We start from the raw sequence: 13,226 nt of genomic DNA, 5'->3' as shown, positions 1-13,226 counted from the left end.
CTGCCTGAGGCGAACTGAACATGCTTTATGTGGCGATATCCGACACCTAATGTAAAAATGTCCGACGCAGAGAGCCATGCACAGTGGCATGAATCTCGCACTGCACTGTATAGGTCGCCCATGCAGTACACCCTGCAGACGCCAGGCGATACGCACCCTGAAGGCCCCGAATGTTCGAATTACATCCAGACTCCTCTACCCCGCTGGTCAACCAGATCATCGATGGGCTGCGCGAGCTGATCGACAACCAAACCCTCAAGCCAGGCGCCAAGGTCCCGTCGATCCGCGCATTTGCCGCAAGCTATTCGGTGAGTACCTTCACCGTGGTCGAAGCCTACGACCGCCTTGTTGCCCAAGGGCTGCTGGTGAGCCGTGGCAATGCGGGGTTCTTCGTCAACCGTGCGGCGGGCGACCTGTTGGAGCAGCACAACGCCGAGGCCGACACCAGTCGACCAATGTTCAACTCCGAGTGGTACCTGCAGCAGATCTTCGAAATCCGCCAGTTGCCTTACAAGCCGGGGTGCGGCTGGCTGCCCAACGACTGGATGTACGAAGACGGCCTGCGCCGCGGCCTGCGCCAAGTGGCAGGCAGCCCGCTGGAGTTGTCGGGGTACGGCGACCCCATGGGCCTGATGGAGTTGCGTGCGCTGACCGCCCAGAACCTGCAGCAAGAGCTGTCGATCGTCGCCAACCCGGCACAGCTGATGCTCACCCACGGCGCCAGCCAGGCCCTGGACCTGGCCGCACGCACACTGGTGCGCCCAGGCGATGTGGTGCTGGTGGACGACCCCGGCTACCCGAACCTCATGAGCATCCTGCGCACCCAAGGCGCAACCCTGGTAGGCGTGCCCCGTACACCGGCCGGCTACGACCTGAACCAGCTGGAGCAATTGCTCACCCACCACCGCCCGACGGCGTTCTTCACCCAGCCGCACCTGCACAGCCCGACATGCTCGCGCACCCCGCTACCGCAGTTGCACCGCCTGCTGCAGCTTGCCAGCCAGCATGGCTTCCGCCTGGTGGAGAACAACCTGTACGCCGACATGGTCGCCGAGCCGCAGCCATGCCTGGCCAGCCTCGACCATCTGCAGCAGGTGGTGTACGTAGGCAGCTATTCCAAGAGCATTTCGCCCAACGTGCGGGTCGGCTACATGCTGGCCAACCCCGAGCTGATGCAAAAACTGCTGCACCTGAAGATGCGCTCAGGCCTGACCACCTCGCAGGTGATGGAGCGCGTGGTGTATGCGGCGATCATCGACGGGCGCTGGCGCAAGCACCTCAAGCGCCTGCGCCAGCGCCTGGCCGAGGCGCATCAGGAAGTTGGGCGGCATCTGCATCGATTGGGCTTCGAACTGTTCACCGAGTCGGATGAAGGCATGTACATCTGGACCCGCCACCCGGCGATTCCAGACAGTGCCGCGTTGCTGGACGATGCGCTGGAGAAAGGCATCATGCTAGGCCCTGGGCAGTTGTTCATGGTCGACGCCAAGGCGACCGGGTGGATGCGGTTCAACGTGGCATTCAGTACGGACCCGGCGATGTGGGAGTTGTTGGAGAAGGTGCTGGTGAAGCATGTGCGCCGGAGTGGGATGTAAGGCCGCTCCGCATCTGTTTCGGGCCACACCTTCCTGTGGGGGCGCCGCTGTCACGGGGCAGGCCCAACCTGGCTTTTTTACCAGTAGCGCATGACGCTTGAATCAGATAAAGGACTCCATTACTACCGGACAACAAAGGAATGGACCCCTGAAATGTTATATCTATATAGCAATGATGAGATCACCACCACCCTGCAAGACAACGGTGCATCTTCGATTCTGCGAGCTAACGTTCATGCTCTATTCTCTGTACATAAAAAATCGGGCAACGAACGTACAGAATTGCTAGCGTGTGACGTGAAAGGCTCGACCTTGATGCTATTGACCATCAACAGCACGGCACCGGTAGCTTTCAATCCATGGGGATATTCTCATGCCGCTGGGGGCATGCTTGCGGGATTCAAGGGAGAGTACTGCGACCCTGTTACCTCATATTACTTATTAGGTAACGGCTATCGCGGCTACAACCCAATGCTGATGAGATTCACAGGCCCTGATTCTGTGAGCCCATTCGGAGCTGGTGGTATCAACTGCTACGCCTACCTGGCGGGGGACCCTGTAAATGCCTCTGATCCGACGGGGCATATGCGAGGCAAGGTTCTGCTGAGGGAGAACAACTTGGCGGTATTTACGTCCAGAAAACGATTCTGGCAAAAGAAAGCGCTCAATATCTATGCGCACGGAAAAAACTCCAAGGTCGCCGGAATGGATGCAGATGCACTCTACGAACACCTGTCCACCCAAAAAATCAGCTTTGAGCGCTACGAAAAAATACACATAATCGCTTGTCACTCTGGAGAACCTGGACCAGACGGGCAACTGTCGTTCGGTCAACGTTTTTCAGACATAACCCGAACAATCGTAAAGCGTATAGGGGAACCGTCAGCACGATACCCAAGCCACAACAAGACAAACAATACACAAGAATCAAAATCTTGCGATAAAACATCTATAAAACCAAAGACTTCAATTACACCCCTGTCAGGTTTCAACCTATGGTTGAACAGGCCTCAGGCATTCGGAGTCGCACGTAATACACCTGCAAGGCGGCCCTTTCTGTCAGGGTAGGTGTGCCCCCCCATGAGGACATCAAAGAAGCGAAGAACTGGACACAATGATGGCCAATTAGTAGCATCCGATCCAACTGAACATTACGGACAATCTCAGTCATGGATCGAACTACCGGGGTCATTCGACGCCCTATTCATCAGCCCATCCGACCCTTGATCACCTGGGAAGAAGCATGGAAAGGGCCCGACGAGGGCTTGATCCGGTGCTGGGAGATTGGCCGGGAGCGGGCCCTGACTCAGCCAGAACTTGCTCGCCACTGTGTCGACGGCGCACTCCCGGTGCTAGGTTGGAAAGGTGGACATGATCGCGCCTTGAAAAAACCGATGAAGTACGGTTCGCTCAAGTATCTGGCGCAATGGCAGGGCCTTCGCGGCGAAGATCTGTTCATCGATACACGAACAGAGCTCACCTTGACCTGCAATCACACCGGCATGCTGACCACCTTCACAGCGGACCAGGAAAAATACGCCAACGCTTTAATCCTGACGGAATAGAAACGAGGGACAGGGAATGGTCGATCTTCACCAGGAATTTCAGAACAGCCGCTTTTTTCACGAAGCGCGGATCACGCAGCGCTCGGTTGATGGGTTGATTGGAATCGCTGCGGGCCTGACCGCCGACAATCAGGTCAATCAACAAGAAGCCGAGTTCCTCAAAGGATGGATGGAGCAGCAACTCGTTCATCTTGAGGATCCGGTCATCAATTTGTTGTACCGGCGCCTGAGCGACATGCTCAAGGACAATATGCTGGATGCTGCTGAGTCGGCTGAGCTGCTTGAGCTATTGCAGCGGCTCACCGGCAAGCCGCGCTGCAGCGACAACCCATTCTCTTCACCCACGTCACTGCCACTCAATAGCCCCGAACCCAAACTGGAGTGGGCAGGCCGCATGTTCCTGTTTACCGGCACAATGGCTTACGGGCCTCGCAAAGCATGCGAAGCACTGGTAGTCGAACGTGGGGGTTCAATCGCCGCGGGGGTGAGCAAGAAGATCCACTATCTGGTCATTGGCAGTATTGGCAACGAGCAGTGGCTGCACAGCAGTTATGGCACGAAGATCAAGAAAGCAGTGGAAATCAGGGAAGCGGGTGCGAACATTGCGATCGTAAGCGAGGCGCATTGGCAGCGCGCGGCGTTTGGTTGATGACCATGATGGCGTTCACCGCTTCTGAGCAGATCGATAGACCTCGCTAAGCTCGCACTTGCCAACCGATACCACCACTACAACGATACGCTCGTCTTCGACGCGATAGACGAGGCCTTTGTGGGACATCGCCCAGCCCCTTTGACTGCGCAGTCGCGCAGAAAACTCAGCGCGCAAGCGGTCCGCGTGCCATGTGGGAGCGGGCCCTTGTGGGATTGGTAGTTGTGGCAAGAGAGTGACACGCCTCGAGCCAAGAGCACGCCCGAGAACTTGGATCCCATTCCGGGAAAAGGTATGCTGGCAATAGCTAAACGCCACTATCCAAGCAGGCTTCGTGCCTGCTCTCAAGGACGAGCCCTTTGCCCAGCCACCCGACCCGCCATACTATCGCCCGCCAGTGGCAACTGCTCAAGTTACTGCCCGGCCGCCACCCGGGAATGAGCTCCACCCAGTTGCAGGCTGCCCTGACAACCGTGGGCCATACCACCAGCAAACGCACCGTCGAGCGCGACCTGGTCGAGCTCGCCGCACTGTTCCCGCTACAGTGCAACAGTAAAGGCATGCCTTATGGCTGGTACTGGCAACCGGGCTTGAGCCTGGGCGAAGCGCAGCAGCTGCAACCCGACGCACTTGCGCCCCCGACACACGTTGTACTGTGTGCCTGGGTCGATGACACGCTGGCTCGCCGCCTGGAACAGTCACCCCTGTCCGACGATATGCAACTGACGCCGCAGGCTAGCGGCGGCGCCGCGCTGGTGGCCACCGTCAACGACAACCGCGCGCTGATGGGCTGGCTGCTGTCCCAGGCGGGGTCGATCCGCATCCAGGCCCCGCAGGCGCTGCGCGGGGCCATGATAGAACAATTGCGCCAGAGCCTGGCGCTGCATGATGGAGAGAGCTGTAAGGAATAGCGCAAACGGCGTCAGTAGGTTCCGGGAAACGCCACGGCATCGCCAAAACGCGACGCCGGAATGGCTCAGGTCGTTTTACCGCGGGTCACGACGTGCCAGGCAGGCATAGGCCAAGCCCAGTACGCTGGCTGCCAGAATGCCAAGCAGTATCATCAGCTCACGGCTGTAACGGGCTACCATGGCCGGGAAACCGATGACCTCGCGGTACACCTGCACATGGGCTTCACCGTCGGCGTGGCTGATACTGACCCCGCCATGGCGGATCTGCGAGTAGTCGGCATCGAAATACACCCACACCTTGCAGGTGCCACCTGGCTCGATGGCCGGGATATCAACCTGGGCGATGGCGGTTTCCAGCAGCGTGTCGTTGCCGGCAGCATCGCGCACCTGCACCAGGCCCTTGGCTGGCAGGCGGATTTTCACCTGCCGGACCTGTGCATCACCACTGTTGTGCAGTTCGATCAGCAGGCCGGTACGGTGGTCGACCAGCCCGGCCTCGAAAGGCTTGGCGAACAAATGAGCATAAGGTGCCTGCGCCATTTCGATGAGCCGCTCGACCTGATCATGGCTCAGCTGGCCTTGAGCGATACCGTTGATTTGCCCCTGCAACTGCTCGTACTTCAGCTGCTCGCTGGCCTTGCTGATTCGCTCGCTGAACTGGCTGGGGTAAGTGAGGTAGGCATAGGTCAGTGACGCCTCAAGGCGTGGATTGCCCCTGAGCAACGCGTAGGCGGCCAACAGGACCATCAGGCCGATCAGCACGGCGACGAGAAGCTTCCCCACCTTGTCCCAGCTCAATGCATGCTTCCTTCTGTCGTGTTGCAGACGATAAAAACCGCCCAAGGGTGCCAAGTTCGCGCCCCCCAAGCAAGCCTGGCTAGGCTTCGCCCTCGCCTTCGCGGGCCTGACGCATCTGCAGCAACTGGCCGTCGATCAGTGACTTGGCCATCCCTGCCAGGTAGTACGTGGCCTTCATCATCACCTGGCGGTCGTCTGGCCTGTCGATGGCCTTGCGGGTGATTTCGGTGATACAGCCCATGATGCCCGATGCCTCCATCAGTGCGGTGCGTATTGGCAGCTGCGGTTTCATTTGCACCAGTTCGGCATCGCTATTGCCAAAGCGGCTCGCTGCACGCACGACAGTGGGCTTGCTGCTGTTTTTCAGCGTTTCGCTGTCCATGTCCATTCCTCAAGGTTAGGCGCGTGCCGAGGCTAGGCCGCTGCCAGCTCCATTTCAACGACAAAGGCGTGGAAAGGGTCACTTTAGGAAATGGACTACAAGAACCCTGCCCTGGGAGCGCCGTGCCGCTGCTCAGCCCCCTTGACCAGCCCCCCGGCAGTGGCGGACGATCAACCTCCCCCACACAAGGACGAACACCATGCTGCGGATACTGGGAAGAGCCTCTTCCATCAATGTGCGAAAAGTCATGTGGGCCTGCGCCGAATTCGAGATCGCGTTCGAGCGCGAAGACTGGGGCTCCGGTTTCAAGGCCACTGACAGCGCCGAGTTTCTCGCGTTGAACCCCAACGCCATGATCCCGGTGATCCAGGACGGTGACTTCACCTTGTGGGAATCCAACAGCATCATCCGCTACCTGGCCAACCGCTACGGCGCCACCGCGTTCTATCCCGGCGAGGCCCAGGCGCGGGCCAGGATCGACCAGTGGATCGACTGGCAGGCCTCGGACCTGAACCGCTCATGGAGCTACGCTTTCATGTCGCTGGTCAGGCATTCGCCCGCTCACCAGGACCCGCAGGCCCTTGCTGCCGGTTGTGCCGAGTGGTCGCGTTACATGCACATCCTCGACCGCCTACTGGCCAGCACCGGTGCCTATGTGGCCGGCAGCCAGTTCACCCTGGCCGACATCCCTATCGGCCTGTCGGTCAACCGCTGGTTCGAAACGCCGTTCGAGCACCCGCACCTGCCGGCGGTGCGCGACTACTACGAGCGCCTGAGCGAGCGCCCTGCCTATCACTTGCATGGCCGAAACGGTACCCCGTAATACCCGCAAGGAGTATCGAGGGGCGCAAAGCGCCCCAAGGTCCCGGCCTGTTACAGCGCAACCTGCTCCCCGGCGACCACCGCTCGCCCACGCCAGGCAAACAGCAGCACCAGCACCAGCCCCAGCGCCGCCATCGCAGCCCCCGCCAGGGAAATCGCCGGGTAGCCCAGCCCCGCGTTGATCACCGCGCCGCCCAGCGCCGCACCGATCGCATTGCCCAGGTTGAACGCGCCAATGTTCACCGCCGAGGCCAGGTTGGGCGCATCCTTGGCCGCTTCCATTACCCGCATTTGCAGCGGCGGCACCAGGGCAAAGCTGGCCGCCCCCCAGACCAGGATCGCCAGAGCGGTCGGCAGCGGCCAGTCCAGTACCAGCGGGAACACCAGCAGCACGGCAATCAGCCCAGCCAGCGACAGGATCAGGGTGCGATCGATCGAGCGGTCCGCCGCCTTGCCGCCCCACATGTTGCCCAAGGTCAGGCCGACACCGAACAGCACCAGCATGGTCGTCACGAAGGGGGTGGACGCCGCCGCTTCATGCTGCAGGATCGGCGCAATGTAGGTGAACACCGTGAACATGGCACTGGAGCCCACCACGGTCAGCAGCAACGCCGCCAACACCGGCCTGCGGGCCAGCACACGGATCTCGGCCATGGCCCCCTCGCCCTTGGGCGACGCTACATTGGGCAGTGCGTACCAGAGTGTGGTCATCGCCACCAGGCCAAGCCCGGCAATACCCCAGAACGCCGTGCGCCAACCCAGCATTTCACCCAACCAGGTCGCCAACGGCACCCCGCCGATGGTGGCCAGGGTCAAACCCATGAACATTGCAGCCACGGCCCCGGCGCGCTTCGCCGGCGGCACCACACTGGCCGCAACGATCGAGCCGATGCCGAAGAAGGCGCCGTGGTTGAGTGAAGTGACCACGCGGGCGACCAGCAGGCTGGCGTAGTCGCTGGCCAGGGCCGACATCAGGTTGCCCAAAGTGAAAATGGCCATCAGCCCGATCAACAGGTAACGGCGCGGGATCTTCACCGTGGCCAGGGTCATCAGCGGCGCGCCGATCAGCACGCCGATGGCATAGGCGCTGACCAGCAGCCCGGCAGCAGGAATGGAAACGCCAAGGTCGGTAGCGATACTGGGCAACATCCCCATGGGGGCGAACTCTGTAACGCCGATGCCGAAGGCACCGATGGCGAGTGCGACAAGCGGTGGATTGATACGCATGGCAAGCTCCTTATCTATGCCGCAAATGCTACGATCCGTTTCAAACGCGCACTAGAGTGCATTTTTGCGAACCACCTTTGCTTGAGAGGCACAAATGGACTTCAGTGGCAGATCCGGAGAGATGGAGATTTTTGCCAAGGTGGCGCAAGAGGGCAGCCTGTCTGCTGCCGCCCGGGCGCTGGGCCTGACTCCCTCGGCGGTCAGCCGCATTCTCGCCCGCACCGAACAGCGCCTGGGTACCCGCCTGCTACTGCGCACGACCCGGGCGCTCACCCTCACCCCCGAGGGAGAGGCCTACCTGCGCGGCGCACGGCGGGTGCTGGCGGACATGCTCGAAGTGGAAGAAGCCATCACTGACCAAGGCCTACCACGCGGGCGCTTGCGGGTCAGCGCTGCGCTGGGCCATGCCCGGTTGACCGTAGTGCCGCTGCTGGCGGCCTTCAGCGCACGCTACCCGCAAGTGCTGGTTGACCTGACCCTCAGTGACGAGGTGGCCGACATTCTCGGCGGCCAGGCCGACGTGGCGCTGCGCTTCGGTCACCTGCCGGACAGCTCGTTGAGCGCCCGCGCCATTGGCGAGACCGGCCAGGTAGTGGTGGCCTCACCCGAATACCTGCAACGCCACGGTACCCCGCTTGAACCTGAAGACCTGGCCCGGCACAACTGCCTGCGCTTCAACTTCCGCCGCGCGATGCCCGACTGGCCGTTTCACCGCGACGGGCATACGTTCTCACTGAAGGTTAAAGGGAATATCGAATGCAGCAGTGGCGAGGCGCTGGCGCAGCTGGCCAGGCTGGGCGCCGGCGTGACGCGTATCGGCACCTTTACCGTGGCCGATGACCTGGCCAACGGGCAACTGGTGCCGTTGCTGGAAGCTTACAACCCTGATGATCGGGAACCGATTCATGCGGTGTTCGTCGGCGGCCCGGCGATGCCGGCGCGGGTGCGGGTGTTTGTGGATTTTCTGGTGGAGCAGCTATCTGGCGGCCTGTAGGGCCGGCCTCATGTCGCGACAGGGCCGCCAATGCGGCCCCAGGTCAATCTCATCACGCTTGCATGCCGGCCAGGATAAAGCCCATGAACCGCCGCACATCCGCCCGGTGTGCCGCCATGTCCAGCGGCTCGCGGCTGCAAAGGCGCAGCAACTGAAGGTGCCCGTAGTCGTTGATCAGGAACGCCGCATAGCCCACGTCCAGCCCAGCCGCCAGCCTGCCGCTGTCGCACAAGTCCTGTAGCAGGCACTTCAACTCATTGACCAACGCGTCGTTGACCCGCCTGTAGGCATCCGGCACGCCCTGCTGCTCAGCCCCCAGCAACGGCAGCAACGGCGGCAAGATCTCGCGCCAGAGCGGTGCAGGCAGCACCTCGAATGCGTAATCGGTCAAGTGCGCTTCGTAACAGCACAGGGCCTCCAGCGCATCGTCGAATTCCGGCAGGCGCCGCCGGGCTTCGGTCACCGCCCGGTGGTCGGCCTCGCGGAGCTTCTCCAGCAAAATCTCCTGCTTGCTGCCGAAGTAGGCAAACACCGTGGGCACCGACACTGCGGCCAGGCGCGCGATCTGCTCCATGGTGGTGGTCTGGTAACCCTGCGTTTCAAAAAGGCCTAGCGCCGTTCGGCTGATGGTTTCACGACGCATCGCCTTCTGCTGCTCGCGCAATCCGCTCACGTTCACACCTTTTTCGATCCGTACACGTCGGCGCCCAGCATAACGCAAAGCTGAGCCGCAAAAATATTTTATTGACTAAAAGTTTTAATCAACTCAAAACTAATACTCTATTCTGACCCCGGGAGTTGCCATGTCCACCGCCGCAGACCTCATTATCCACAATGCCCGCATCTACACGGTCGACCCGCACAGGCCCTGGGCTGAGGCGGTGGCCATCTGCGGCGAACGCATCGTTTGCGTGGGCGACCGCGGCAGCGTCATGGCGTACGCCGGCCCTGCCACGCGGCTGCTGGATGCCGGCGGCAAACTGGTGCTGCCGGGCTTCGTCGAGTCTCACTGGCACTTTTCCTCTACCGCCTTTGCTTTTCAGGCGCTGGTCAACCATACAGACCCGCAACAGGTGCTGGCCCTGCTCAAGGCCTACGTCGAGGCCAACCCCTCTGAAAAAGCCATTACCGGCATGGGCTGGATCCAGCCGCTGATGCCTGGGCACATGTTGCGCCGCGAAGTACTGGATGCCATCTGTCCGGACAAGCCCGTGTGCCTGCTGTCCACCGACTATCACACCATGTGGGTCAACAGCTTCGCCCTGAACGCTGCCGGCATCGACCGCAACACCCCGGCGGTAGAAGAAGGCGCCAGCTGGTTCGAAAAGGACCCGATCACCGGCGAGCCCACAGGCGTGATCATTGACTGCGCCGCCTATTCGCTACTGATGCAACGCCTGAGCGAAGCCGGCTACCTGCCGACAGGCATCGACCTGTACCTGCGCTCGATCCCCTTCTGGCAAGAGAAACTGGTGGCGGCCGGGATTACCACAGTATTCGATGCCGGTTTCCTCGACCCCGCCGGCGACCAGTCGCTGCTGTATGAAACCCTGCAGCAACTGGAGCGTGAAGAGCGCCTGAAACTGCGGGTGGTCGGCAGCTACATCAACATGGGCACCGAAGACGACCCGGTCACTCGGCTGCAAGCCCTGCGCGAACGCTACGACTCGCCGCTGGTCAAGGCGCAGACCCTCAAGCTGATGCTGGACGGGACCGAGCTGAACCACACCGCATTCCTGCTCGAGCCCTATTGCGACAAGCCACATAGCTGCGGTTCGACGACGATGCCCGAGGAAGTGTTCGAGGGCCATGTGCGCAAGGCCGACGCCCTCGGTATCGACGTGATGGTGCATGCAGTGGGCGATGCCGCCGTGCGCATGGCGCTGGACGTGTTCGAGCGCACGTTCTCCAGCAACCCGCCCCGCGACCGTCGCCACGTCATCACTCACGCCTTCCTCACCCACCCCGACGACATCCCGCGCTTTCGCCGCATCGGCGTCATGGCCAACACCCAGTTGCAGTGGGGCGTGGTCGACGCCTACGCCGAGGCCATCCAGCAGGCCTATGGCTACCCACGCTGGGCGTCGATGTACAAATTCCGCAGCTTCATCGACCAGGGTGTGACCGTGTCCATCGGCATGGACGGCCTGGTCTGCCAATGCCGATGCCAGCACAAGCCGGTGGAACACATCGAATCGGGCCACACCCGCCAGCTCAGTGGCGAACCCGACGCCCCTGTAATGCCCGATGCCGACGAGCGCCTGAGTATCCCGCAACTGATCGCCGCCTATACGCTCAACGGTGCCTACCAACTGGGCCTGGAACGGGAAATCGGCTCGATCACCGTTGGCAAGCGTGCCGACATCATCGTGCTGGAGCAGGACCTGTTCGAACTGGACCGCTACCAGATCGGCAATACCGAAGTAGCGCTGACCGTGATGAACGGCCGTATCACCCACGATGCAGGTACCCTGCCCCGCGCCTGACCCCGGACCCGACCATGCACAACAATAACAACACCCTGCTTCTGCGTGCTGCGCTGATCTACATCGCCGCCACGGCACTGATCATCATTGGCGTACAACCCATCTTCATCGGCCTGCTGGCCGAGCGGCTGCATCTGGACCTGAGCCAACAGGGCTGGGTACTTTCCAGTGAAATGAGCGGAACACTGCTCGGTTGCCTGCTGCTGTCGATACCCAGGCGTCACCCGGGTGGCCGTGGGCTGTACCTGGCGGCAGCCTTTGCAGCGCTGATGTTGAACGTCCTCAGCGCTGCGCTGGACACTTTGACGACGTTGATTCTGTGCCGTTTTGCCTGTGGTATCGCTGCGGGTCTGCTGTATGCCGGGTCGATCAGCGGGCTCGGCCGGCTGCCGGGCCAGGATCGCTCGTACGGCCTGTCGCTGCTGATTCAAACCGCTGTCTTTGCCCTGTACGCGACATGCATGCCACAACTGGCAGAGCAGTTCGGTCACCGCACGGCGATTGCATCACTGGGTTTCTGGTTCGTGCTGATCGCTGTGGCTGCGTTGTTCATTCCGGTACGGCTGCAGCATGCAACACCCGTGCGCCTGGCGCAGCCAGGCGGCGGCTCGGCGATTATCGGGCACTACGCCCTGCTGGGGATGCTGTGCCTGCAACTGGCCATCTATTCGTTGTGGGGGTTTGTCGAACAGTTGGCGCGCGAACGTGGTATCGACGCAGTGGATGTGGGCTGGGCGTTCGGGCTGGGAATACTGGGTGGCTTGCCTGGCGGCGCCCTGCCCAGCCTGCTGGGCGCACGGGTGAGCCGTGGCCCGATGATCGGCCTGGGCTCGCTGGTAGTACTGGTGTCAATCACCCTGCTGGCGCGCTATACGCATGATGCCGATCAGCTGTGCATGGCTCTGTTTCTGATGAACTTCGGCTGGGTGCTGGCGCTAACCTACTACATGGGGGCAATTGCCACCAATGACCCACGCGGCACGTTGACGCCCTGGGTCAGTGCGCTGCAACTGGGGGCCGCGGCGGCAGCGCCGGCGTTAGTGGCCTTGCAGCAACAGAGTGCCGGGCGGGAAATGATCTTTGCCAGTGCAGGGGCGGCGGTGGTGTTGGGGTATGTGCTGAAGTGCGTGGCCGGCGTGGTTCATCGGCGGGCAGTTCGCGAACATGGTCGAAGGAGCGCATGAGCCGGTAGTTGTGCGCAACGACTACATCTTGACCTTTAGCTATTCATGCCGGCTCGGCGTCACCTTCAGGTCGCACTATCGCAGCAGGTGCAGCCCCAGCGTAAAGACCGCCACGGCCAAGGCGACCAACGACACGGCATGACGTTCCAGATACGCTGGCCAACCGGGCGCTGACTGCGACGCACATCCACATTGGTGCTTGGCCAGGCCGGTCAACCGTGCCTCCACACTGTCCATGCGGTCTGCCTGGGCGCTGGTTGCCAGTACGAGCTTCTTCAGCGCCGTGGTCACCGTGATGGACAGCCCCTCCCGAGCCTGGTTGCTGGCGGCCAGTTGCTGCTGGTACTGCTCAAGGCTCTTGTGGATCGCCCCTTCCTTCTGCACACGGGCCAGGGTGCTTGCCACCAGCTTTTTGTTCAGCGCCTCGATACTGGCCTGCAGTGCTTCGTGTTCGGTGGCCCGCAGGGTCGAAGCGTCCGCCTCAAGGTGGGGCTCGTGCATCCTGTTCCCATTCGCCTCGGCAGGCGGAGTCAGGGTGCCGTGTTCATGTAGCTGGTTCATCAATCACTATCCGGATACTGCGGTAAGGGGCGAGAAGCTATCAAAATGACAT

14 protein-coding genes and 1 pseudogene are annotated in these 13,226 nt (G+C 61.4%); 9 read left to right on the top strand and 6 right to left on the bottom strand.

What is annotated here, in order from left to right:
* The first annotated feature begins 170 nt into the window (after window positions 1–170).
* The 4 genes from J3A98_RS08425 (at window position 171) to J3A98_RS08410 (ending at window position 3,809) form a co-directional block, all read left to right on the top strand.
* Window positions 171–1,595, top strand: coding sequence for a PLP-dependent aminotransferase family protein (locus tag J3A98_RS08425; RefSeq protein WP_176684677.1), 1,425 nt, complete (start codon window positions 171–173; stop codon window positions 1,593–1,595).
* A gap of 90 nt (window positions 1,596–1,685) precedes the next feature.
* Window positions 1,686–2,663, top strand: coding sequence for an RHS repeat-associated core domain-containing protein (locus J3A98_RS08420; RefSeq protein WP_209965289.1), 978 nt, complete (start codon window positions 1,686–1,688; stop codon window positions 2,661–2,663).
* A 101-nt stretch (window positions 2,664–2,764) separates the two neighbouring features.
* A complete protein-coding gene (locus J3A98_RS08415) occupies window positions 2,765–3,160 on the top strand; it encodes a hypothetical protein (RefSeq protein ID WP_176684678.1) in 396 nt (131 codons plus the stop codon).
* A 16-nt stretch (window positions 3,161–3,176) separates the two neighbouring features.
* Window positions 3,177–3,809: a BRCT domain-containing protein gene (locus tag J3A98_RS08410; protein ID WP_209965287.1), complete on the top strand. Its 633-nt coding sequence runs from the start codon at window positions 3,177–3,179 to the stop codon at window positions 3,807–3,809.
* A 15-nt stretch (window positions 3,810–3,824) separates the two neighbouring features.
* On the opposite strand, the pseudogene J3A98_RS26855 reads toward J3A98_RS08410, so the two are convergent.
* Window positions 3,825–3,923: pseudogene (locus tag J3A98_RS26855) on the bottom strand (type II toxin-antitoxin system mRNA interferase toxin, RelE/StbE family); the annotation flags it as partial.
* Window positions 3,924–4,168: 245 nt separating this feature from the next.
* On the opposite strand from J3A98_RS26855, the gene J3A98_RS08405 reads away from it, so the two are divergent.
* Window positions 4,169–4,720 carry a WYL domain-containing protein gene (locus J3A98_RS08405; protein ID WP_209965285.1) on the top strand — a complete coding sequence of 184 codons (552 nt, stop codon included), beginning with the start codon at window positions 4,169–4,171 and terminating at the stop codon, window positions 4,718–4,720.
* Window positions 4,721–4,795: 75 nt separating this feature from the next.
* Here J3A98_RS08405 and J3A98_RS08400 read toward each other — a convergent pair whose 3' ends face one another.
* Together J3A98_RS08400 and J3A98_RS08395 are read right to left on the bottom strand one after the other, a co-directional pair.
* Window positions 4,796–5,518 carry a hypothetical protein gene (locus tag J3A98_RS08400; protein ID WP_209965283.1) on the bottom strand — a complete coding sequence of 241 codons (723 nt, stop codon included), beginning with the start codon at window positions 5,516–5,518 and terminating at the stop codon, window positions 4,796–4,798.
* Window positions 5,519–5,597: 79 nt separating this feature from the next.
* Window positions 5,598–5,900, bottom strand: a complete 303-nt coding sequence (locus J3A98_RS08395) for a DUF3077 domain-containing protein (protein WP_176684682.1) — start codon at window positions 5,898–5,900, stop codon at window positions 5,598–5,600.
* 199 nt (window positions 5,901–6,099) lie between these two features.
* Between J3A98_RS08395 and J3A98_RS08390 the strand changes: the two genes are divergently transcribed.
* On the top strand, window positions 6,100–6,723 hold the full coding sequence (locus tag J3A98_RS08390) for a glutathione S-transferase (RefSeq protein ID WP_209965281.1): 624 nt from the start codon (window positions 6,100–6,102) through the stop codon (window positions 6,721–6,723).
* Between the two features lie 50 nt (window positions 6,724–6,773).
* Here the strand turns inward: J3A98_RS08390 and J3A98_RS08385 are convergent, their stop codons facing one another.
* A complete protein-coding gene (locus tag J3A98_RS08385) occupies window positions 6,774–7,949 on the bottom strand; it encodes an MFS transporter (protein ID WP_209965279.1) in 1,176 nt (391 codons plus the stop codon).
* A 94-nt stretch (window positions 7,950–8,043) separates the two neighbouring features.
* Between J3A98_RS08385 and J3A98_RS08380 the strand changes: the two genes are divergently transcribed.
* Window positions 8,044–8,943 carry a LysR family transcriptional regulator gene (locus J3A98_RS08380; RefSeq protein WP_209965277.1) on the top strand — a complete coding sequence of 300 codons (900 nt, stop codon included), beginning with the start codon at window positions 8,044–8,046 and terminating at the stop codon, window positions 8,941–8,943.
* 52 nt (window positions 8,944–8,995) lie between these two features.
* Here J3A98_RS08380 and J3A98_RS08375 read toward each other — a convergent pair whose 3' ends face one another.
* Complete coding sequence (locus J3A98_RS08375) at window positions 8,996–9,616, bottom strand: TetR/AcrR family transcriptional regulator (RefSeq protein ID WP_019438822.1); 621 nt, start codon at window positions 9,614–9,616, stop codon at window positions 8,996–8,998.
* A gap of 130 nt (window positions 9,617–9,746) precedes the next feature.
* On the opposite strand from J3A98_RS08375, the gene J3A98_RS08370 reads away from it, so the two are divergent.
* Complete coding sequence (locus J3A98_RS08370; RefSeq protein WP_209965275.1) at window positions 9,747–11,429, top strand: amidohydrolase; 1,683 nt, start codon at window positions 9,747–9,749, stop codon at window positions 11,427–11,429.
* A gap of 14 nt (window positions 11,430–11,443) precedes the next feature.
* A complete protein-coding gene (locus tag J3A98_RS08365; protein ID WP_209965273.1) occupies window positions 11,444–12,613 on the top strand; it encodes an MFS transporter in 1,170 nt (389 codons plus the stop codon).
* A 75-nt stretch (window positions 12,614–12,688) separates the two neighbouring features.
* On the opposite strand, the gene J3A98_RS08360 is transcribed toward J3A98_RS08365, so the two are convergent.
* On the bottom strand, window positions 12,689–13,174 hold the full coding sequence (locus J3A98_RS08360) for a hypothetical protein (RefSeq protein WP_209965271.1): 486 nt from the start codon (window positions 13,172–13,174) through the stop codon (window positions 12,689–12,691).
* Between the last annotated feature and the right edge of the window lie 52 nt (window positions 13,175–13,226).

The organism is Pseudomonas sp. BP6 (genome assembly GCF_017875935.1).
Taxonomy (GTDB): domain Bacteria; phylum Pseudomonadota; class Gammaproteobacteria; order Pseudomonadales; family Pseudomonadaceae; genus Aquipseudomonas; species Aquipseudomonas putida_Y.
The sequence above is the reverse complement of the archived record's forward strand: the minus strand, read 5'-3'. Positions and strand labels throughout refer to the sequence as shown.

Bases quoted from the DNA above. Each gene is read 5' to 3' on its own strand.
- J3A98_RS08425 (WP_176684677.1), top strand. From the start codon at position 171: ATGTTCGAATTACATCCAGACTCCTCTACCCCGCTGGTCAACCAGATC.
- J3A98_RS08420 (WP_209965289.1), top strand. From the start codon at position 1,686: ATGACGCTTGAATCAGATAAAGGACTCCATTACTACCGGACAACAAAG.
- J3A98_RS08415 (WP_176684678.1), top strand. From the start codon at position 2,765: ATGGATCGAACTACCGGGGTCATTCGACGCCCTATTCATCAGCCCATC.
- J3A98_RS08410 (WP_209965287.1), top strand. From the start codon at position 3,177: ATGGTCGATCTTCACCAGGAATTTCAGAACAGCCGCTTTTTTCACGAA.
- J3A98_RS08395 (WP_176684682.1), bottom strand. From the start codon at position 5,900: ATGGACAGCGAAACGCTGAAAAACAGCAGCAAGCCCACTGTCGTGCGT.
- J3A98_RS08390 (WP_209965281.1), top strand. From the start codon at position 6,100: ATGCTGCGGATACTGGGAAGAGCCTCTTCCATCAATGTGCGAAAAGTC.
- J3A98_RS08385 (WP_209965279.1), bottom strand. From the start codon at position 7,949: ATGCGTATCAATCCACCGCTTGTCGCACTCGCCATCGGTGCCTTCGGC.
- J3A98_RS08380 (WP_209965277.1), top strand. From the start codon at position 8,044: ATGGACTTCAGTGGCAGATCCGGAGAGATGGAGATTTTTGCCAAGGTG.
- J3A98_RS08370 (WP_209965275.1), top strand. From the start codon at position 9,747: ATGTCCACCGCCGCAGACCTCATTATCCACAATGCCCGCATCTACACG.
- J3A98_RS08365 (WP_209965273.1), top strand. From the start codon at position 11,444: ATGCACAACAATAACAACACCCTGCTTCTGCGTGCTGCGCTGATCTAC.
- J3A98_RS08360 (WP_209965271.1), bottom strand. From the start codon at position 13,174: ATGAACCAGCTACATGAACACGGCACCCTGACTCCGCCTGCCGAGGCG.